We start from the raw sequence: 21,519 nt of genomic DNA, 5'->3' as shown, positions 1-21,519 counted from the left end.
CTTTGCTCCGTAAGATTTCGTCCAAGTTTTGCGGAAGAAAAGGCTTAGGCGACAACTGCGCAAATGCGGGTGCAGGAAAATCGAAACTGCGATTTCGGATTCTGAAAACGGCAATTCGCCTTTGATGCCGGGATGTTCCGCCCCTTACGGTGCAGGAAAGTGATAAAAAGGAATTGGACCGGATGTCATCAGAGGGTTCTAAACGCAGCGGCCGAAAAGCGCGGCATGCCCAGCGAGCAGCCAAACCGGTCGTAGACCCCTGCCCACCCGGCCAGAAGGGCGGCGCTTATAAACCTCTGAGCCAACGCGAGATCGAACAGATATACGATACAGCACTGCAGCTGTTGGAACGTTTGGGCATGGGAAACGTGCCAGACAAATTAGCGGCAGACCTCAAAGCCGCAGGTGCGCAGGCGGGTCAGCAAGACCGGTTGCTGTTCCCGCGTGAAATGGTTCAGCGCGCAATCGATACAGCCCCCAAAAGTTTCGTGCTCCATGGCCGGGACGAAAACCGCTCGATCGAGGTTGGCGGCGACCGCGTGTATTTCGGCACGGGTGGCGCCGCCGTTCAAACGCTGGACATCGATAGCGGCCTTTATCGCCCCTCTACCTTGGCGGATTTGCACGACTTCACCCGATTGCAGGACACGCTGGCCAATGTCAGCTGGTTCACCCGATGCTGCGTGGCCACAGACGTACCTGATGTATTCGATCTGGACGTCAACACCGCCTATGCGCTGGTGCGCAATACGACCAAACCAGTGGCAACATCGTTTACTCTGGCCGAACATGTCGGCCCCATTGTCGAGTTGCTGGATATCGTCGCCGGAGGGCCGGGTGAATTCGCCAAACGCCCCTTCCTGAAAGCTCATATCAGCCCAGTGATTTCGCCACTGCGGTATGGGGAGGATGCGGTTGATGTCGTCTATGAATGCGTCGCCCACAACATTCCCATGTCGTGCATCACGGCCGCGCAGGCCGGTGCCACGGCCCCGGCGACTTTGGCCGGGTTTTTGGCGCAATCGCTGGCCGAGACATTGGCCAGCCTTGTCATGGTCTACGCGATCAGACCCGGATTTCCGATGGTGTTTTCCAATTGGCCTTTCATCGTAGACCTCAGGACCGGGTCTTTTGCCGGCGGCAGCGGAGAGACGGCTGTTCTGAATGCCGCCTCAGCGCAGATCACGAACTGGTTAGGTCTGCCCTCGGGCGTAGCCGCGTCCATGACCGACGCAAAGGCCATCGACGCACAATATGGCCTTGAAAAAGGCATGACCTCGCTTGCGGCGGCCTTGGCCGGGGGCAACCTGATCTATGAAAGCTCAGGCATGACCGCATCGCTATTGGGCGCTAGTTTCGAGGGTTTTGTTCTGGATAACGAAATGCACTCACACACTTATCGGGCGCTGCGCGGGATTGAGGTGAGCGAGGAAAACCTGGGTTTTGACGCCATCTGCCATTCTGTTCTGGGTGACGGGCATTTTTTGGGAAGTGAACAAACCTATGCGGCGATGGAGCGGGATTACTTTTACCCCGAACTCGCCGATCGACAGGAGCCCCGCACGTGGCAAAACGATGGTGCGAAAGACGCATGGTCATCTGCCCGACATCACGCAAAAGAGGTTCTGGCCAGTCATCACCCACAATACCTGAGCGCCGAACTGGATGCCGAAATCCGGAAACGTTTCCGCATTCTGATATAAAAGCCACAGAGCATTCCCAACACTTCATTGGGCCGCTAGGGTCCAATGGGAATTGCGCGAAGGATAAGGCCATGACCGATTCATTTTTTCAGCCGGTATCGGCGATGGAGCTGGCCCGGTTTGCCGGCATCCCCTCGTTCATGCGTTTGCCCAGCCTGGACCTGGATCACGAACGGATTTTGGATGTTCAGGTCGGTCTCATCGGCATCCCGTGGGATGGCGGCACTACCAATCGCCCTGGCGCGCGGCATGGTCCGCGACAATTGCGGGACTATTCCACGATGATCCGCGCGATGAACCCAGTCACAGACGTCGCGCCGTTCTCAATGGTCAATTGCGCCGATCTTGGCGACGTTGCGCCCAATCCGGTTGATATCGAAGATACTCTGAACCGAGTTACGGATTTCTACTCAACCCTACAGGCAAAAGGCATTGTTCCGCTCACCGCTGGCGGGGACCACCTGACCACCCTGCCCGTTTTGCGCGCGCTTGCAGCCGCAGGCCCCGTCGGCCTGATCCAGTTCGACAGCCACACGGACCTGTTCGACAGCTATTTTGGCGGCCATAAGTTCACCCACGGCACTCCGTTTCGGCGCGCGGTAGAAGAAGGACTGGTCGACCCCAAACGCTTTGTTCAGGTTGGCATCCGGGGCACCGCCTACAACACCGAAGACATCGAATGGGGCGAGGCACAGGGTATTCGCATCATCCGTATCGAGGAACTATTTGATCGGGGCATCGACGACGTGATGGCCGAGGTGCGCGGTATCGTTGGGCAAGCACCAACCTATTGCACCTATGACATTGATTTTGTTGACCCAACCTACGCCCCTGGCACCGGAACGCCCGAGATCGGGGGACCAAACAGTTTTCAGGCGCAGCAGGTCATCCGCCGGATGTCTGGTGTGAACCTGATTGGCGCTGACCTGGTCGAAGTATCGCCCCCATTCGATCCGAATGGAGGCACCGCGTGGCTGGGCATTTCGCTGATGTTCGAACTGCTCTGCGTTTTGGCGCAGGCTGTGGACGCACGGCGCTAGCTGGCGTTTTCGGCGATCATCGAGATCATTTCGAACATCACCGCAGCTGCCGTTAGCGCGGTGATGTTGTTCGGGCTGTCCTTGGTTGGCATCATGCAAACGACGTCCCCGCCCACAATGTTCAACCCGCGCGCGGCACGCAGAATGCCGACAGCCTCGTCAATATCGAAACCCTTCTCGCCCGGTTCCAGATTGGACACGGCAGGCGCGACAGTGGGATCAAGGCAATCCAGATCGAACGTGATATAGACCGGGCGGTCGCCCAGAATTTCTTTGGTCTGAGCCACGACATCCGCCAGCCCGCGCTGGCGAAATTCACGCATGGTGACGATGTTGTAGCCATAGTCGTAGGACGGCTGCAGCCAGTCCAAGCTTCGTGGATGGCCCCTAAGTCCGATTTGCATGGATCGCGTGGGGTCGACCTGCCCCTGATCCGCCAGATACGCGCCCCAATGGGCCGCTGATTTCTTCGCCCCCAGGAAATGATCGACCTTGGTGAAGACGTCAGTATGCGCGTCCAAATGCAGAAAGCTGACAGGCTCTCCACCAGCCAGTCTACCGCAACCCAGCGCTTGCACTATCCCGCCAGTGATGGAGTGGTCGCCGCCAATCGACACCGGGCGCGCACCGGCTGCATCGATGTCTTTGTAAAAAGCCGTAATCCGTTCGATGCAGTCTTCGTTATCGTTTGCCCGCGGAAATGGAACGTCGCCCACATCTGCAATCTTTGCGCTATTCCACGGATCAATTTCAAACACCGAATGTACCCGCCGCTGTACGGCCGAGACATGCCGCAAAGCACGCGGGCCCAAATGCTGATCCCGCTCGGTTGTGCCGTTGCCTGCCGAATGCGGCACTCCGACCAAAGCGATGTCCTGCCCTTCGGGACCTTGATTGGGGCACCGAAATAGGGTCGGTATCCCCCACCAATATAGATTGTCCATCATAGACTGTTCGTAACGGTCGGTCATCTGCGTCTCCGGTGAAAGAAAAACACCCCCGATGTGAACCGGGGGCGTTTGCGTTCAGAGTTTCTCGTCTTCTCGGCGGAAGGCACCTTGAACGATACGGTCCATGACCATGGCCAGGAACAGGATGGCGAACCCACCCAGCAGGCCCGGACCTTTGGCAGCGTATTGCAGCGCCTCAAGGATTTCCTTGCCCAGACCTCCACCGCCGATCAGCGAGATAATCACCACCATCGACAAGCACATCAGAATGGTCTGGTTCACGCCGGTCATGATCGACGGCAGGGCAAGCGGGATCTCAACATCCTTGAGCAACTGCCATTTCGATGCCCCAAAAGCCACGGCAGCCTCTTTGATGCTTTCCGGAACCCCGCGCATCCCCAGCGCGGTCAGACGAATGACCGGCGGCATACCAAAGATGATCGTCGCCAGAATGCCCGGGGGGTTACCGGTGCCAAAGAAAGCGATGATTGGGATCAGGTAGACAAACGCCGGCAATGTCTGCATCAGGTCCAACACTGGTTCCGCCGCGCGATAGGCGCGTTTGGATTTACCAAACCAAATTCCCAGCGGAATGCCGAACACAACGCACAACAGCACCGCCGCGCCCACCAAGGCTACGGTTTCCATCGCCACATCCCAATACCCCAGAAGCGCGATATAGGCCAACGAAGACGCGGTGAAGATTGCCACCCTTGGCCCTGCCGCGCGCCACGCGGTCACACAGATCACCAACATCACAACCGGCCACGGGGAACCGATCAATGCCACCGTCAACGCATCCAGAACAGATCGCACACCCGCCACGATACCGTCGAATACATCCCCGCCGGCTGCGGCGGCTGCATCTATCTGCGCCTCCATCCAGCTTGCCAGATTTGAGAACAACGTTCCGTTGCCTTCGCCCAATATCATCGCGGAGACTTCCTGCTCGGGGAATGCATCCAACAATGGGAGTGAGGCGTTGACGGTGAATTTGTACACGATCAGCGGACCAATTGCGGCCACCAAAACAGCACCCAGAACAGTGTTGCGGGTCGAGCGGCCGCTTTCGGTGCTGGCAGGATCTGTCCGCCAATTCGAGTACTGCTTTTCGTACACGCGGTCCGCATAAAAACCTTGCGCAAGCTTGAAAACCAACAACATCAACAGGCCTGTAACCATGATGCCAAACGCCTCAGACTGGGCCGACGCCGCTTTCTCAAAACTGGCATCTGCGGCCTTCTGGATATTCGCTGCCAGTTTGTTGAACCGGTCAATGTCCGCCTTTTCGGTGGCCGCAGTCGCACGTTCCAATAGCTCGTTCGCGCGGGTCTGCTGACGTTCAGCCCGTTCGGCCAGATCAGCGCCGGGGTTGCCCCAGGCACCGCGGCCGATCTGAACCCAGGCGATGATTTCCAGGATCAGGAAGGTCCAGAACATCCCCCAGATCGCGCGGGACGCAGACCAGAATGGTCCCAAAACAGCCGCCCAGATGTTGAAGGTATTGGGAATACCGCTGGTCGCGTCATGGATTTTGTGAAACGCGTTGACGTAGTAGTCGCCGTTTGGCCCGGTAAATTCGTGGATCGAGCGGTCCAGCGCCTCGCGATCGACTTCGATATCCGAGGCGGCCGTGACTTTTACTTCCGTGGTTGCATCAGTCATTTTTGCCCCCCTGAATTCCGCGCAGCAAACGCGGTTTAGTGACCACGCCTACATCAGCGCCAGCATCGGTAATGATGACCGGAAGGTCCGTATTGACGGCAAGGTCGATCAATTGGTCCAAATCCGCCCCTTCATCCGCGCGTGGTGCGCCATCGGTCGGGCCAGAGTAACTTTCGATCGGCTCCATGATCGAATGCGCCTTGACCAGTTTCAGCTTGGAAATGCCCTGCACGAACTCTCGCACGTAATCGTCTGCCGGGTTCATGACGATATCTTCCGGCGTACCTATCTGCACAATGACACCGTCTTTCATGATGGCGATGCGATGGCCTATGCGAATGGCCTCGTCCAGATCGTGCGTGATGAACAGCGTCGTCTTTTTCAATTGCGCCACCAGTGCTTTGAACTGGTCCTGCAATTGCAGGCGGATCAGCGGATCAAGGGCTGAAAACGGCTCATCCATCAGCAGGATCTCGGGGTCCGAGGCCAGCGCGCGGGCAATCCCAACACGTTGCTGCATGCCGCCCGACAATTCTTTGGGCAGGCGGTCTTCGTAGCCCGTCAGGTCTACCAACCCTAATGCGTGATCCGAAACCGCCCAGCGTTTCGATTTCGACACTTTGCGGATTTCCAGCGGGTAGGCGACATTATCGCGAACCGAGCGGTGCGGCATCAGTGCCATGTGCTGAAACACCATCCCGATTTGCATGGCCCGAATGCGACGCAGCTCGGCCTCGGAAATCTTGGAGACATCCTGCCCCAGAATTTCGATCTTTCCGGCGGTCGGTTCGATCAGGCGATTGACGTGTCGTACCAGCGTAGATTTGCCAGAGCCTGACAGGCCCATGATGCAGAAAATCTCGCCCCGTGGCACTTCGAAGGACGCGCCCTGCACGCCAACAACACAATTGAATCTTTCCAGAACTTCAGGCTTTCCGATGCCTTCATTCCGGACGGCTTCCATGGCTTCTTCGGCTTTTGCGCCAAAGATTTTCCAGACATCCGTCAGTTTAACGACTGTTTCGGTCATTTTTGTCCCTTTGGTGCAAAACAGGCCGCCGGGGCTGTCCCGACGGCCTGCCAGAGTTTCAATTCCGGTGGGCGTCAATCAATTTGACATCCAGCCCAGAACGGCATCTTCGTTCGCACCGACCCATTCCTCGGCATAAGCCAAAGGCTCTTGGCCTTCGATCACCAATGCAAAGGTCATCGCCGAAACAGTGTCCGTATCCAGTTTCATGTTGGACAGCATGGTCGCCACTTCCGGATATTCTTCCTCAAGCGACTTTGCGAAGTGCAAATGCAGGTAGGCAAGATCCCAGGCAACGCCGGCCTCGGATTTTTCTAGCCAGTCCGGATCATCTGTGGGCTGCAGCACGTTCCACTTGGCTGCGTCGTACGCCGGTTCTTCCAAGATCTGCATGTCATGCAGGGCAAACACATAGTGCGGCGTGTAGCAGAACCCAACCCACGGCTCGCCTGCCTTGATTGCATTGTCGAGATTCGCGTAAGCCACTGTCTCGTCAATTTCTGTCAGTTCAAAAACTTGGTCATAACCGTAGGATTTGGCCCGAATTTTTTCGACGTTGGTCGACGCCCATCCCGGCGCACCGATCCATAGCTCACCCTGCCCGTCACCGTTGCTGTCGAACAGCGCGGCGTTGTCGGGATTTGTCAGGTCTTCAATGGACGTAATGCCATGTGCTTCGGCGGTTGCCTTGTCGACGCACATACCCTGAAAGGCTTCAACTCCGTTTGCGTTGAACGTAACCGTTCCCTTATCTTTTACGTAGGTATCATGCAGGTTTTGTTGGTTGGGCATCCAAACTTCGGGGTGTACGTGCATGGCACCGGAGTCCATCGCCTCGAACACAATCGGGTTGGTGCCATTCTGAAGTTCAACCTCAAGACCGAGGTTCTGTTCGATCGCAACTTTCAAAATATGTGCCGTCGCATTTACCGAAGGCCAGTTCGGCACGCCGATCACGATATCAGCAGCAAGGGCGGGTCCAGCGATCACAGCGGATGCGCCTCCTAGTAACGTGGCTAATTTTCTCATTTGTGTCTCCATGTTGGACGTCTGCGGCGCTGTTTTTCTATGCCCGAGGGCCGTGGTGCACCTTGCAAACAAAGTCGGAAAGCCGATGCTTTCCCATTTTTGGGTCAGCCGCACGATGCGCCGACCCGGCAAGAAAAATTGAAACATGGTGACGCGTCACCCATCAAGCGTTACGTCCAAGAAGTACTCAAATTCGATATTATCATAGAAATGTTTCGGCTTTGTCGAAAATTGGCCGTGAACTCGTACTCTGCCATCAGGCAGCGCCCAGTTCCAGAATGTAGGCGACCGCCTCTTCGGTCAGATGCTTGAACCGCGCATGTTCACTGACATAGAGGCAGACCTGGCGCTGATCGGGCAAATCCGCAATTTCGCGAAACGCCGTCGCCTCGGGCATGAAACTTGCGACCGATTGCGGCAACACCGTTACCCAATCCCCGGTCTTGACCATTGTGATAAGGGAATGGGTGTTGTGAACAGTAACATCCGCCTGCGCTTCGGATGCCCGGAACTTGGGCGATTGAATCAGATCGCAGAGCGCGTTTCGTATAAACGGAAGTGTCAGGACTTCGTCAATTGTTGGCGTATTTGGCTGTCGTATCAAACGGTGATCAGAGGCGCATACCAGCCCAAACCTGTCTTTGAACAACGGAAGCGACCGAACTCCGTTCAGCGCGTGCTGACCTGAGGCGATGCCAATATCCGCTTTACCCTCAACCAGTGCGTCCAATACCTGCTGAGTATCTGTGTCGCGCAATTCGACTTTTACGCCGGGAAAGCGTTCTGTGACATAGGCCAGAACCTTAGGAAAAATCAGCGCCGCAACCGATGGAACGGACGCGATGCGCAGCAACCCGTGCTCTGCTTTTGCTGCGGCCATGATATCCAAGACGGCCTGATCGAATTGGCGGACTTGTTTCAATGCCACTTCGAAAACCTGTAACCCCAACGGGGACAACTGGTTTTTGCGCTCTCCTTCAAAGAGCTTTTTACCCAGATGATCCTCAAATTGCTTGAGGGTCATCGAGACCGCCGACTGCGTGCGGCCCAACCGGTCGGCCGCCTCGATCAGGTTGCCTGTTTGGGCAACGGTGCAAAAACACCGTAGGGTCTCGATCTTGATTGCCAAGCTTCACCTTTTTTGAAGTTTGCTCAATTTATTTGAGTTTGACTGATATCTACTCAAAAAGCCATTCTGCGCCAGACCAATTTTCATGACTCTGGGGCGCATCGTGACAAAACTGAACCTGATTGCTGGCGAATGGCTGGCGGGCGAGACCGAAATTGAAAACCGTAACCCTTCGGATCTGAGCGATCTGGTTGGCATGTTCGCACAGGCAAGCGCGGATCAGCTTGAGGCCACATTGGATCAGGCGCGTGTTGCACAGGCAGAATGGGAAGCCTACGGCCCCGAACGCAAGCAAGCGGTTCTGATGAATATCGGCAACGAGCTGATGTCGCGCGCCGAAGAGCTGGGCACCCTGCTGGCCCGCGAAGAAGGCAAGCCGCTGGCCGAAGGCAAGGGCGAGGTTTATCGCGCCGGTCAGTTCTTTACCTATTACGCAGCCGAATGCCTGCGCCAGATCGGTGAGAACGCCGACAGCGTCCGCCCCGGTGTTGAAATTGACGTTCGCCGCGAGGCCGTGGGTGTGGTTGCCATCATCAGCCCGTGGAACTTCCCGACCGCGACGGCCTCTTGGAAGATTGCTCCGGCGCTGTGCTATGGCAACGCAGTTGTCTGGAAACCCGCCAACATCACGCCAGCTTCTGCCGTAGCCCTGACCGAGATCATCGAACGTCAGGACATCCCCAAGGGTCTGTTCAGCCTTGTCATGGGGTCGGGCCGCTCGATCGGTCAGCGGCTGGTTGAAAGCCCCAAGGTCAACGCGATTTCCTTCACCGGTTCCGTTCCGGTTGGCAAAGGCATCGCCGCCGCTGCGATTCAGAACCTGACCAAAGTTCAGATGGAGATGGGATCGAAAAACGCGCTGGCCGTGATGGATGACGCCGATCTGGATTTGGCGGTGACGCTGGCATTGGGCGGAGCTTTTGGCGGTACAGGTCAAAAATGTACCGCATCCTCGCGTCTGGTCGTTCATGCCAGTGTGCACGATGCATTTGTCGAAAAACTTGTCGCGGGTGCGCAGGCCATGAAAGTTGGCCACGCCCTGGAAGAAGGCGTTCAGATGGGGCCGGTCGTCAGCGAACAACAGCTGGGCGAAAACCTCGCCTATGTCGATCTGGGCAAATCCGAAGGCGCAGAACTGGCCTGCGGTGGTCAGCGACTTGAGATGCCGCATGACGGGTTCTACATGTCCCCCGGCGTGTTCCTGAACACCAACAACGATATGCGGATCAACCGCGAAGAGATGTTCGCGCCGTTGACCAGCGTCATCAAGGTCGGCAGCTATGACGAAGCGCTGAGCGTGGTGAACGCAACCAACTTTGGACTGACTTCGGGCATCGTGACACAAAGCCTTGCGCGCGCAACGCACTTCCGCCGCAACGCACGCACCGGTGTTGTCACAGTCAACCTGCCGACCGCAGGCACTGACTATCACGTTCCGTTCGGCGGGCGCGGCGACAGCTCGTACGGTCCACGTGAGCAGGGTAAGGCAGCGGCTGAATTCTATACCACTGTTAAAACAGCCTACATCAGCGCGGGAACACCGGTCTGATGCGCATCGACGGGCTGCAATACGCCAATTGGTCTGAGAAGATCTTCCGCCAGTTGCGCGAAGGGGGGGTGGATGCGATCCACGTCACCATCTCGTATCACGAGAACTTCCGCGAAACGGTTCTGAACTTTGAAAAGTGGAACCGCTGGTTCGAGCAATACCCCAACCTGATCATGAAGGGCCGCTGGGCCAGTGATATCGACATCGCCCGGGAAACCGGGCGGACCGCTGTGTTCTTTGGTTTCCAGAACCCCTCGCCTATCGAAGATGATATCGGGCTGGTGGAAATCCTGCACGATCTGGGCGCGCGGTTCATGCAGCTGACCTATAACAACCAGTCGCTGCTGGCGACCGGCTGCTATGAGGCCGAAGACACCGGCATCACCCGCATGGGCAAACAGGTCATCAAAGAAATGAACCGTGTTGGGCTTGTCGTAGACATGAGCCATTCGGCGGATCGCTCGACCATCGAGGCCGCCGAGATGTCCGAACGCCCCATTGCCATTACGCACGCCAACCCGCACGAATGGTCCCCTGCCCTGCGCAACAAGCGCGATGCGGTGATCCGCGCAGTGACCGAAAACGGTGGGATGTTGGGCTTTTCGGTCTACCCTCATCACCTGAAAGACAAATCCGACTGCACGCTAGAGAGTTTTTGCGAGATGATCGCCCGTACGGCCGAAAAATACGGTGCACAACATCTGGGGATTGGAACTGACCTGTGTCAGGATCAACCCGACAGCATCGTCGAATGGATGCGCGTTGGTCGCTGGACCAAAGAAATTGACTATGGTGAAGGTTCAGCCAGCAATCCCGGCTTTCCGCCAATGCCGAGCTGGTTTGAAGACAATCGCGACTTCGGCAATATCGAAACCGGGCTGCGCAACGTTGGCATGAACGCCGAAGAAGTCTCGGGCATCATGGGCGGCAACTGGTACCGCTTTTTCGATCAGAACTTTGGACCGCGAACTGCATGAACCACGTCAGTACTGATATCCCTCGACGCGATCCTGCGCAGGTTATGCGCCTGTCGCGGCTGGGCTCGCTGCATCAGTGCAGACTCAGCTTCATGCGGCAACTGACCCGGCGTATGGCGCGTGAGAACTGGGCCTTTACGCGCCCTGTTTTTGAGATCGACGAAAACGGCGTCGGCCACGCTGTCTACACGGCGCAAGGTCCGGATCGCGCCTATTCGCTGGTTGCGTTTGCCCATGACCTGCCGCCCGAACAACGGTCGGACCGGGTGATCGCCGAGGCGTGGGACGCCACTTTCGCATTATTCGATGGCATCCCAACGGAGCAGGACATCCAACGCCTGTCAGAAAACGTTCCTTTGCAAGAGGCAGGGCGCGTAAGCGAAAGCGAGCTGTCACTGTCCCGCGCCAACCGGTCTGTACGTTTGTGGAAACACGTGGTCGACAGGCTGGCTGCCGGACAACAGCCCGACTTGGAGCAAATCCATAAAGTTGGCTACCTGATGCGGACGACGGCCGTATACGGATCGGGCAAGTTCGGCGCCGCAGATCGCGAGAAGATAGCGAACCGGCCAGAACTGCACGCACCGTTTCAGGCGGAAATGCTGTCGGTCTACCTGACGCGAACATTTGTCCGCGATCTGGTGCAACATATGGCCCTCGCCAAAGGCGGTATGCAGACGGCGGATCTGGACCCCGAGATTGCGCAGTGGCTGGGCATCGGTAACTCTACCGGCCTTGGCATGGCGCCGTTCATCGTGAACCACCCGGTGCTGTTCAATAATTGGATTATGACGCGCGAAGAAGCTTTGGCACGGGTGCGATCCCTGCAAACAGCGTCTGAGGATGAAGCCCGACACTTTCGTGAAATCTACGATCGTAGCAAACTGTCGATGTCGTGGTGGCGATCAGAGCATCCGGTCCAGATTGAGAAGCTTGCGTCGCTGAATGCCGATCTTGCGGCAATTACCAGCTACCTGGATCAGAATGACCTGAGGCAGGACCACCCGTGGGACAGGCTGATCCGATGGTCCGAAACCGCACTTGGCGAAGAAGGGCAGGAACTGATCGCCTCACTTGTTCTGGAACCCTATGGCGATCTGGTGGATGGCCTGACCGGCTGTATGGCTGACGGGAATGCGCAGGCACAGGTTATCAACGGGGGCATGACCGTCGATCAGGTCCGCACCGCGATTCAGGACCGCTTTGGTTGGGCGTTGGATTTGGAATGGTCGGCAGAGGCAAACTGCGCGCGCGCCTGGTACGTGTCTGAAGAAAAACTGGAACCACGCTTGGGTGAACGGTTCGAGGAACCAATTGCCGAATACGAACAGCCCCTTGCCCCGGCCAGAGACGCCGCGCTGGCTTTCGCGGACCTTGAGAATTGGCAGGATGACAGGTCGATAGCCGAGTTCCTACTGCGCCATCCTGAACACCGTCACACGATCCGGCGTGCGCAGATCGGCCTTGTCGCGCCATATGGCGAGCTTCGCGACAACACGATCAGCGCTGGGGTCATGCCCATCGATATGCTCCGGGCCAAGTTATCCTTTTTTGGTGCTACGCATTTTGACCCACGCTCGGACCGCTGGGTGCGTATCTGCATGTACGCTGGCGCGCCCTACCCCGAAGACCTGAATGCCAAAACCGCAGATCTGTGGGTTTATCCGGAGCTTTCCCAATGAACGTCTCGCTGAATGAGGTCGAAGCCACCGCAAAGCGTGCGACCCGAGGAGCTCGATATAGCTGGGGACTTGCTGAGGAAGCCGCGAAAGCAACGCGCTGGCTGTGCGCGCACGGGCAAAACGGTACCGGTGCTTTGGCTCAGCTGCTGCAACTTGATTTGGCGAGTACACCAAAGACACACACCCCGTCCGATCTGAGCGGCGAATGGCAGAGCGAAAACCAGCTGTGCCCATTGGTGACCGGCGCATTATTGTCTGATTGTGCCCACCGCCTGAATTCATCCCCGATAGCAATAAGAAACGTAGCCGTACCCGCACTGCTGCTTCCATTTGCGGCCAATGCCGCACGCTTTCTAGCGACCTGCGTGAGCGTAGATTATGACCACGCACTAGCGGAAACCGACGGTTTTGACTTGTCCCTGGACGCCCCGATCCCGGACCGGGCACATCAGGTATCTGTGCACCTTGGCGGCCAACTTACCGCCCCCGTCCCGCATCGAACACGGGCTGAACCCGATCTGACCGATTGGGCGGTACTAAACCGGTTCGCCCACCGCACATACGCCCCCGCCACCGAGGAATCCCGCCTGCGCGGGGCCGGAGCGGGCTTATCCGACAACGATTGAAGAGGCCCCAATGATTGAAACCCGTACACTGACCCTTGAGCAGATCGAAGATCTCGCCTTCCGTGCGCTTGTTGCCGCAGGAACCGCTGAAGCCAACGCCCGGCCATTGGCCGTTGCGACGGCTGCAACCGAGGCGGATGGGGTTGCCAGCCACGGGCTGGCCTACATCCCGATATATTGCGAGCACGTGCAATGTGGGAAAGTGGACGGAACGGCCCAACCGGAACTGTCGCGCCCGCGCCCCGGCGCAGTGAATGTGGACGCAGCAACCGGCTTTGCCCATTCCGCAATTGATATGGGTTTTGAGGTCCTTATCCCAGCTGCTCGTGAACAAGGAATCGCGGCACTGTCGATCCGCAACAGCTATAACTGCGGTGTCCTTGGCTACCACACATACCGGTTGGCGCAGGCCGGGTTGGTTGGGTTGGGGTTCACCAATGCTCCGGCTTCGATCGCGCCTTCGGGCGGTGCGAAACCCGTCGTCGGAACCAACCCCTTCTCGATCGCCGCGCCCGGCGCGGACGGCCAGCCCGCCCTGCTGATCGACCAAAGCGCCAGCACGATTGCTAAAAGCGAGGTCATGAAACACGCGCGCGAAGGCAAACCGATCCCGGTTGGCTGGGCTCTGGACGCAGATGGCAACCCGACCACAGACCCCAACGTCGGCCTTAAGGGGTCGATGGCACCGTCAGGCGGCTACAAAGGCGTCGGTGTTGCCCTACTGACAGAGATTATGGCCGCAGCCCTGACCGGCGCGACCCTTGGCATTAACGCCTCGCCCTTTTCCGGCACCGCCGGTGGGCCGCCCAAGACCGGGCAGTTCTTCATTGCGATAGACCCGACCGCCACCTCTGGCGATGCGTTTGCTTCGGGGATCAGCGAGTTGGTCGGCGCAATCCGCGCACAGAACGGAGCGCATCTGCCCGGCGATGGGCGCGGTGGCAAGCGCAGGCAGGCACAGACCGACGGTGTTGCCGTCAATGCGGCCACGCTGGATAAGATTGAGGCAATCATAGCCTAGCTATTCTGCCCAGGTCTGTTAGGTCGCCAGCGAACGGGTCGTTTGTCTGGCGACACATTCCAAATCACAGCGGATGCTGAAATGCTTTGGTTCATCCGACGTGATGAAATCGGTGAATTTCTCACCGGCCAGTGCTCCGATGTTTTCTGCGGGAATGCGGATGGTTGTAAGGCCGGGCTCGACGTCCGCTGAGCCTTTGAAATCCCCGATACCAATTATCGACAGATCATCGGGAACGCTTAGTCCAAGTTTTTGGGCAGCAAACAGCGCCCCCTGCGCAATGACGTCATTGCCACACAGCAATGCCGTCGGACGTTTCGACGTCGTCAAAAGGGCCATGGCCGCCTGCTTGGCCTGAGAAACACTGTACGGCGCTTGGGTTTCATGCTCATCAGGTACGGAAACCCCCCGTTCGCCCAACGCATCATGCACAGCGGAAAGGCGGTGTTGCGCGCGGTCGTTCCCCTGAGTTTCGGGAAAGATCAGCCCGATATCACGATGCCCCAGATCTAGCAGGTGTTCGGCCGCCAATCGTCCGGCCAGATGGTTGTCCGCCCCCACGCAAGGAAGGGGTGATTCTTCTGAGTAATTCCAGATTGCCAATGCGGGTATCTTTTGCTGCGTGATTAAGCGGTTGGTGGCGTCGGAATGTTCCAACCCGACCAGCGCCACACCGTCCACGCGATGTTCAAGAAACTTGCGAACCATCGCATACTCCCGATCCAGGTCATACCCATGGGACGCCAGCAACAGGCTGAACCCTGCCTGGTCGATCGAATCCGAAAAGGCCTGAATGACCTCGGAAAAAATGGCGTGATTGATTGTGGGCACGACAAGGCCAATTGTTCCCGACCGTTTCCCATGCATCGTTTGGGCCGCGCGGTTGCGGATGTATCCCAATCGCTGCACCGCTTTATTGATCTTTTTGCGAGTCGCCGGGTTGACCAGATCGGGGTGATTAAAGGTGCGTGAAACCGTAGACGGCGACACCTTTGCAGCCTTTGCAACAGCTACAATATCCACCTTACCCTTTTGAAAATTAGCCATAATTTTACCCTACCCGGTCAAATTTATGAAAACATTTGCAATACTATTTTCATCCCCTAACCTGATTTGTCAACAAAGGTAAAAGTGCGAACGGACGGGTTGGGAGGCCCAGGATGGAATTCATTTACTACTTCGGAGATGTGTTCACGCCGATGTCGTTCCTGCTGCTTTTGGGCGGCACGATCGGAGGGTTAATTCTGGGCGCGACCCCCGGCCTGTCACCAACGATGGCGGTGGCCCTGTTGATCCCGTTCACCTTCCAACTTGAGGCCGCGCAAGGCCTGATCCTGCTGGGGGCAGCCTATACCTCGACCGTGGCTGGCGGCGCGGTCAGCGCCATCCTACTGAAGATCCCTGGCGCTCCGGCGAATATCGCCACCACTCTGGATGGCCACACGATGGCCCAAAAAGGCGAAGGTGCCCGCGCCTTGCAGCTGTCTTTTCTGGCATCGGCCGTGGGCGGAATTTTTGGCGTTCTGCTGCTGATCTTCCTGACGCCCGTTTTGGCGCAATGGGCGCTGGCCTTTGGACCATCGCACCTGTTTTGGCTGGCCATTCTAGGAGTGACGGTCATTGGCACGCTGGACTCGGCCTCAGTGGTCAAGGGTTTGCTGTCGGGCTGTATTGGGTTGTGGCTGGCGACCATCGGGTTCGACGACATCATGGGTGCACAACGCTTTATCTTTCACCCCGCACTGGGCGGCGGCATCAACATAATCGCCGCGTTGATTGGCCTGTTTGCGATCCCACAGGTGTTGACCATGTTTGCCAAAGGGCGGCACAACACAGGCGCCGAAGTGATCGAAGTGCAACGCCACTCGATCTTGGCGGCGTTCAGGGAACTGTTCAGCCGCACCCGAGCGCTGAGCATCGGAACGCTGACAGGTTCGATCATCGGCCTGATCCCTGGCGTCGGTGGACAGATCGCGGGCCTTGTCGCTTATGACCAGACCAAGAAGTTTTCGTCCGAAAAGGACAAGTTCGGCACTGGACATTCCGAGGGCGTGATTGCCGCGGAATCTGCCAACAACGCGATGGTTGGACCTTCGCTTGTTCCACTGTTGACGCTGTCCATCCCCGGCAGCCCGACCGCCGCCGTGCTGTTGGGCGGGTTGCTGATCCACGGGATTTTCCCGGGATCGGATTTGTTCGATAACCATCCGGACGTGGCGTGGACTTTCATCAACTCGATGCTGATCGGGCAGGTGCTGATGTGTATCTTCGGCCTCTATGTCGCCGGTCTTGCAGCGCGTGTTGCACAGGTTCCGCAATCCGTGATGGCAGCCATCGTTCTGGCCTTGTCGGTCTTCGGTGCATACTCGGTTCAGGGTTCCATGGGTGATGTCTATGTCATGGCGTGCCTGGGCATTGGCATGTTCTTCCTGGAACGCTTCGGTTTCTCGGCTGCACCGCTGGTACTGGGCCTGATCCTCGGGCCAATCGCCGAGGCCAACTTCATCCAGGGTGGAATGATCGCTGACGCCACCGTTGGTAAAGCCTCATACTTCATGACCGGCGGATTGAACCTGTTCCTGATCGCCGTGGTACTGGCCTCGATCGCCTATTCGGTCTGGATGGAACTGCGCAGCCGTCGCTACACCACCAAAGAGGAGGCACAGGCATGAACCGCTCGCAGCACGTATTCGGGTCAGGTCTGGTCTTTGCCGTTGGCCTGTGGGTCGCATGGGTCAGTTACACGCAACAACCCGCCGAGGCATTCCTGTTCCCACGCCTGATCGCAACGGTCTTTGTGGTACTGGCCGGATGGACGTTCGGCAAAGCGGTCATGGGTCTGTCCAAGGTCGGAAACGGCGTGACGCGGACGATGTTCGTGAACATGCTGCCGGGTCTGATCATCACGCTGATCTATGTATTTTGGGCGGCGAAGACGCTGGGGTTCTACACCGCAACAACCATCGCCTTTTTTACCCTGCTGTCGATCTACGACCCCGCCCCCCATTCCGAGGTCAAAACCTGGATCAAACGCGGGATCATTACGGCGGTCTTTGTGGCGGTTATGTACGGGCTCTTTGCCATGCTTTTGAACGTCTACACACCAAGAGAAATTCTGTTCTGAACACGCAAATGCGCGGATGAACCAAATCAGGGAGGAAACGCAAAATGAAACGATTGATTGCAGGGGCAGCAATGGCTCTGACGGGCCTGACGGGTGCGGCAATGGCCGAGGAATATCCCGAACGGCCGATCATGATGATGGTCAGTTACGGAGCCGGAGGCGCGACCGATTTCCAGGCCCGGATCGTCACGATGACATCTGGAAACGAGGATGCGCTGGGAATGCCCATCGCCATCATCAACAAGCCTGGTGCCGGTGGGCGCGTTGGCTGGAACTGGTTCGCAACTCAGGCCGATCCGGACGGCTATACGCTGGGTGCCTACAACGTTCCTCATTTCATCGCCCAGTCGATCAAGGGTGGCGTCGAATACTCGACCGACAGCTTTGAACCCATCGCGAACTGGGGCGCAGACCCGGCCGTGTTCGTGGTTGGCGCCGACAGTGAATTCAACTCGATGGATGATGTTGTCGCCTATGCCAAGGAAAACCCAGGCAAGCTGACGGTATCCGGCGCGGGCCTTTTTGTGGGCCACCACATCGCCGCGCTGCAGATCGACAAGGCAGCCGGGACCAAGATGGCCTACATCCCGACCAAAGGTGGCGGAGCAGCAGCCATGAAGGCCGTCATCGCTGGTGAAGTCATGGGCGGCATCAACAACCTGTCCGATGCGTTCCGTGCGCAAGAGGCGGGCAATGTGAAGATTCTCGGCGTCGCTGATCTGGAACGCAACGCGTTCCTGCCGGATGTTCCGACGATGATGGAACAGGGGCTGGACGTGGACAACTCCTCGGTCAATTTCCGGGGTGTAATGGTGCCCAAGGGAACACCTCCTGAGGTGATTGAAAAATTGGCCGCAACCGTGCCCGAGATGTTCGCCAATTCTCGCGTTTCCAAGAAGATGGAAGCGGGTGGCTCGCCCATGCACATCATGACACGTGACGAAGTGATCGAGATGTGGGCGCAGCGCCAGCAGACGCTGAACGAATTGCTGGCTGGTCTTTAACCGACCCAAATCGGGGCGGGTAGAACCCGTCCCGGACAACCAATCGAGGACCAAAATGAACGCTCCAAACGACATAGCCCCCGAAATCGCCGAAGTGGACCGGATCGTGGCACATGCGCGCAAGGCTCAGGCTGCCTATGAGGCTACAGGCAGTCAGGCGCTCTATGACAAGGCGGCGCTGGCGGCAGGCTGGGCGATCATGGAACCCGCGCGCAATCAGGCGCTGGCAGAACTGGCGGTTGAAACCACCGGGCTGGGCAATGTCCCCGATAAGATCACCAAAAACCACCGCAAAACTCTGGGTCTTCTGCGCGACATTGCCGAGGCAAAGACATATGGGGTCATCAGCGACGATCCTGAAACAGGCATCACGGAAATCGCCCGTGCTATCGGCGTCGTAGGCGCGGTCGTTCCCTCAACCAATCCGGCCGCTACACCGGCCAACAACATCATTAATGCTCTCAAGGGTGGCAATGCTATCGTCGTCGCCCCCTCGCCCAAGGGCGTGGCATCCTGTGAGATGCTGCTAAGCTTCATACACGCCGAGTTTGAAAAGCTGGGGCTGGATCCGAACCTGGTCCAGATGATCCCCGCACCGGGATCAAAGGCCAAAACACAACGGCTGATGGAGACCTCGGATCGGGTGATCTGCACCGGTAGTCAGAACAACGTCCACCGGGCCCAGTCCTGCGGCACACCGGCCGTCGCGGTCGGCGCCGGCAATGTCATCGTGATTGTCGATGAAACCGCCGATCTGTCTGCGGCCGCGGCCAAAATCACGGCGTCAAAGTGTTTTGACAATGCGACTTCGTGCTCGTCCGAAAACGCAGTTGTGGTGGTAAACGCAGTCTACGACGACTTCGTCGCAGCAATGGCGGCCGAAGGCGGTGCGCTTGTCCCTGCTTCAGATGCTGATGGTATCATTGCCAGGCTATGGCCAGACGGGCACCTCAACCGATCCGCGATTGCTCAGGACGCCAACAAGATGCTTGATGCGTTGGGGATGGCAGACAGAGCACCCGACGGCACGAAGTTTCTGGCAGTAGAGACCGATGGGATCGGTCCCGATCATCCTCTGTCTGGGGAGAAGCTGAGCCGCGTTCTGGCGCTGTACCGGGCGTCGGACTATGCGGCTGCCAAGGCGACCGCAGCGCGTGTCCTGGCCCATCAAGGTGCCGGACATTCGGTCGGCCTCCACACCAGCGACGACGCGCGCGCCATTGAGTTGGGCCGAGAGTTACCCACCTGCCGGGTTATCGTGAACCAGGCCCATACCTTTGCCACCGGCGGCAGCTTCACCAACGGAATGCCTTTCTCTCTGTCTATGGGATGCGGCAGTTGGGGCGGAAACTCTATCGATACCAACCTGCATTGGCGGCACTTCGTCCAGACCACCAAAATTGTGCGTGAAATAGCCGCACGCGAACCCGCACTCGAGGATATATTCGGCGCGTACTGGAGGGAGGCTGGCCAATGATGGAACCGCCCAAAGGAACTGTCCGAGATTGGCTGGACCTAAGAGCCGATCAGGGCGGAATCGGGTTTGTTTTTCCTGATGGCGCACGGGATCTGAGCTGGGCTGAATTGCGCGGCTCGGCCAGAAACGTAGCAGGTATGTTGACCAGCCTTGGGGCGCAAAAAGGCGAAAGCGTCGCCCTTGTCTATCCCAATTGCCGCGAAGCGCTTATCGCATTGTTTGGCGTTCTTTATGGCGGATTCCGGGCGACCATGATCAATCTTGTCGCTGGCGACAGTGCCGTGGCCTACGCCCTTGAACACAGCGGCGCGCGCTTTGCCTTCGTGCACCCGGATCAAGCCGAGTTGTTCGGCCGAACAGCCGACCCTACCGTGACCAAGCCTTTGCAGATCGACGATGCTGGTGCCGCGGATACCCAGCTTTATGACCTGACGCCCGACGACCATGCTCTGCTCATGTACACCTCAGGAACAACCGGCAGACCAAAGGGCGTCGTTCATACCCATTCCAGCCTTTTGGCAGGCGGCTGGACCACCGCTGTCGCACATGAACTGACCGCCACGGATCGCGGTTTCTGCGTCCTGCCGATCTATCACATCAACGGTCTTTGTGTGACTGTGATGGGAACCCTAGTTTCAGGCGGGTCCCTGGCTATGTGCGAACGGTTTTCGGCCAGCCGGTTCTGGGACAATCTTGGAAAAACTGAGGCAACTTGGTTTTCGGTAGTCCCGACCATCATCTCTCATTTGCTGCAATCCGACACCAACCCGGACATCCAAACCCGTCAGCGGTTGCGGTTCGGGCGCTCTGCCTCATCTGCGCTGGCACCGGACGTACAACGGGCTTTCGAAGAACGGTTCGACGTTCCCATCGTCGAAACCATGGGCCTCACCGAAACCGCCGCGCAGATCCTTTCGAACCCACTTCCGCCGGGTGTGCGCAAGATCGGCTCACCTGGTGTTGCCTATGGAAACGACGCTGCGATCCGAGATGCAAACCAACAGCCCGTCCCACACGGAACCGAGGGTGAGCTGGTCATACGCGGCCCGAACGTGATGCTTGAATACCTTAAGGATCCGGATGCGACCGAAGGCACGTTTACTGCCGATGGATGGCTTCGCACCGGCGATCTGGCGCGTATGGATGAGGATGGGTATGTCTATGTCACCGGCCGCCTGAAAGAGCTGATCATCAAGGGCGGCGAGAACATCGCCCCGCGTGAAATCGACGAAGCGCTTTATTCCCACCCCGACGTTGTCGAAGCGGCAGCCTTTGCACGCCCCTGCCGCAGCTATGGTGAAACCGTCGAAGCCGCTGTCAAAATCCGGGACGGGTCTGAGCTGACGCCGCTTACCCTATTAGAAATTTGTGAGACCAAACTGGGTCGGTTCAAATCCCCTGACGAGGTTCACATTCTGCATGATCTGCCAAAGGGGCCATCGGGTAAGATTCAGCGCAACCGGATACTCGAAATCGTTGACGATCAGGGCTGAGTACCAGAGGGACTATTCCC

Annotated in this window: 18 protein-coding genes; 12 read left to right on the top strand and 6 right to left on the bottom strand. The window is 57.8% G+C overall.

Annotated features, from left to right (window positions below; genetic code table 11):
• Positions 1-182: 182 nt before the first annotated feature.
• Positions 183-1,703, top strand: a complete 1,521-nt coding sequence (locus AC2FID_RS05200; RefSeq protein ID WP_282118892.1) for a trimethylamine methyltransferase family protein — start codon at positions 183-185, stop codon at positions 1,701-1,703.
• Between the two features lie 71 nt (positions 1,704-1,774).
• The gene (locus AC2FID_RS05195; protein ID WP_496835741.1) at positions 1,775-2,743 is read left to right on the top strand and encodes an agmatinase; all 969 of its coding nucleotides are present in this window, start codon (positions 1,775-1,777) and stop codon (positions 2,741-2,743) included.
• Here AC2FID_RS05195 and AC2FID_RS05190 read toward each other — a convergent pair.
• From AC2FID_RS05190 to AC2FID_RS05170, 5 genes are all read right to left on the bottom strand, one after another.
• Positions 2,740-3,714, bottom strand: coding sequence for an arginase family protein (locus AC2FID_RS05190; protein WP_282118890.1), 975 nt, complete (start codon positions 3,712-3,714; stop codon positions 2,740-2,742). The two genes, AC2FID_RS05195 and AC2FID_RS05190, sit on opposite strands and share 4 nt — an antisense overlap.
• A gap of 54 nt (positions 3,715-3,768) precedes the next feature.
• Positions 3,769-5,358, bottom strand: coding sequence for an ABC transporter permease (locus AC2FID_RS05185; RefSeq protein WP_058275411.1), 1,590 nt, complete (start codon positions 5,356-5,358; stop codon positions 3,769-3,771).
• A complete protein-coding gene (locus AC2FID_RS05180) occupies positions 5,351-6,388 on the bottom strand; it encodes a quaternary amine ABC transporter ATP-binding protein (protein WP_058275713.1) in 1,038 nt (345 codons plus the stop codon). The genes AC2FID_RS05185 and AC2FID_RS05180 overlap by 8 nt, the downstream gene beginning before the upstream one ends.
• A 78-nt stretch (positions 6,389-6,466) precedes the next feature.
• Positions 6,467-7,417 carry an ABC transporter substrate-binding protein gene (locus AC2FID_RS05175; protein WP_282169050.1) on the bottom strand — a complete coding sequence of 317 codons (951 nt, stop codon included), beginning with the start codon at positions 7,415-7,417 and terminating at the stop codon, positions 6,467-6,469.
• A gap of 256 nt (positions 7,418-7,673) precedes the next feature.
• The gene (locus AC2FID_RS05170) at positions 7,674-8,546 is read right to left on the bottom strand and encodes a LysR family transcriptional regulator (protein ID WP_496761204.1); all 873 of its coding nucleotides are present in this window, start codon (positions 8,544-8,546) and stop codon (positions 7,674-7,676) included.
• Positions 8,547-8,631: 85 nt separating this feature from the next.
• Between AC2FID_RS05170 and AC2FID_RS05165 the strand changes: the two genes are divergently transcribed.
• The 5 genes from AC2FID_RS05165 to AC2FID_RS05145 are packed head-to-tail and all read left to right on the top strand — an operon-like array spanning position 8,632 to position 14,401.
• Positions 8,632-10,095, top strand: a complete 1,464-nt coding sequence (locus tag AC2FID_RS05165; RefSeq protein WP_496757383.1) for an aldehyde dehydrogenase family protein — start codon at positions 8,632-8,634, stop codon at positions 10,093-10,095.
• Positions 10,095-11,072 carry a membrane dipeptidase gene (locus AC2FID_RS05160; protein WP_496757381.1) on the top strand — a complete coding sequence of 326 codons (978 nt, stop codon included), beginning with the start codon at positions 10,095-10,097 and terminating at the stop codon, positions 11,070-11,072. Before AC2FID_RS05165 ends, AC2FID_RS05160 begins: the two co-directional genes overlap by 1 nt.
• Complete coding sequence (locus tag AC2FID_RS05155) at positions 11,069-12,754, top strand: hypothetical protein (protein ID WP_496835739.1); 1,686 nt, start codon at positions 11,069-11,071, stop codon at positions 12,752-12,754. The genes AC2FID_RS05160 and AC2FID_RS05155 overlap by 4 nt, the downstream gene beginning before the upstream one ends.
• The gene (locus tag AC2FID_RS05150; RefSeq protein ID WP_496707029.1) at positions 12,751-13,380 is read left to right on the top strand and encodes a DUF3726 domain-containing protein; all 630 of its coding nucleotides are present in this window, start codon (positions 12,751-12,753) and stop codon (positions 13,378-13,380) included. The genes AC2FID_RS05155 and AC2FID_RS05150 overlap by 4 nt, the downstream gene beginning before the upstream one ends.
• Positions 13,381-13,390: 10 nt before the next feature.
• The gene (locus AC2FID_RS05145; protein WP_472723036.1) at positions 13,391-14,401 is read left to right on the top strand and encodes an Ldh family oxidoreductase; all 1,011 of its coding nucleotides are present in this window, start codon (positions 13,391-13,393) and stop codon (positions 14,399-14,401) included.
• An 18-nt stretch (positions 14,402-14,419) separates the two neighbouring features.
• Here AC2FID_RS05145 and AC2FID_RS05140 read toward each other — a convergent pair whose 3' ends face one another.
• Complete coding sequence (locus AC2FID_RS05140; RefSeq protein ID WP_496835736.1) at positions 14,420-15,448, bottom strand: LacI family DNA-binding transcriptional regulator; 1,029 nt, start codon at positions 15,446-15,448, stop codon at positions 14,420-14,422.
• Positions 15,449-15,561: 113 nt separating this feature from the next.
• On the opposite strand from AC2FID_RS05140, the gene AC2FID_RS05135 reads away from it, so the two are divergent.
• The 5 genes from AC2FID_RS05135 to AC2FID_RS05115 are packed head-to-tail and all read left to right on the top strand — an operon-like array spanning position 15,562 to position 21,499.
• Complete coding sequence (locus tag AC2FID_RS05135; protein WP_282118881.1) at positions 15,562-17,073, top strand: tripartite tricarboxylate transporter permease; 1,512 nt, start codon at positions 15,562-15,564, stop codon at positions 17,071-17,073.
• Positions 17,070-17,525, top strand: coding sequence for a tripartite tricarboxylate transporter TctB family protein (locus tag AC2FID_RS05130; RefSeq protein WP_496696361.1), 456 nt, complete (start codon positions 17,070-17,072; stop codon positions 17,523-17,525). Before AC2FID_RS05135 ends, AC2FID_RS05130 begins: the two co-directional genes overlap by 4 nt.
• Positions 17,526-17,569: 44 nt before the next feature.
• On the top strand, positions 17,570-18,529 hold the full coding sequence (locus AC2FID_RS05125; RefSeq protein ID WP_472723032.1) for a Bug family tripartite tricarboxylate transporter substrate binding protein: 960 nt from the start codon (positions 17,570-17,572) through the stop codon (positions 18,527-18,529).
• Positions 18,530-18,584: 55 nt separating this feature from the next.
• A complete protein-coding gene (gene sauS / locus AC2FID_RS05120) occupies positions 18,585-20,006 on the top strand; it encodes an acylating sulfoacetaldehyde dehydrogenase (RefSeq protein ID WP_496835735.1) in 1,422 nt (473 codons plus the stop codon).
• A complete protein-coding gene (locus tag AC2FID_RS05115; protein WP_496835733.1) occupies positions 20,003-21,499 on the top strand; it encodes a class I adenylate-forming enzyme family protein in 1,497 nt (498 codons plus the stop codon). Before sauS ends, AC2FID_RS05115 begins: the two co-directional genes overlap by 4 nt.
• Positions 21,500-21,519 lie beyond the last annotated feature (20 nt).

The sequence above is a fragment of the Ruegeria sp. CDSC068 genome, assembly GCF_059610545.1.
This window is presented reverse-complemented; position numbering and strand designations above follow the sequence as displayed.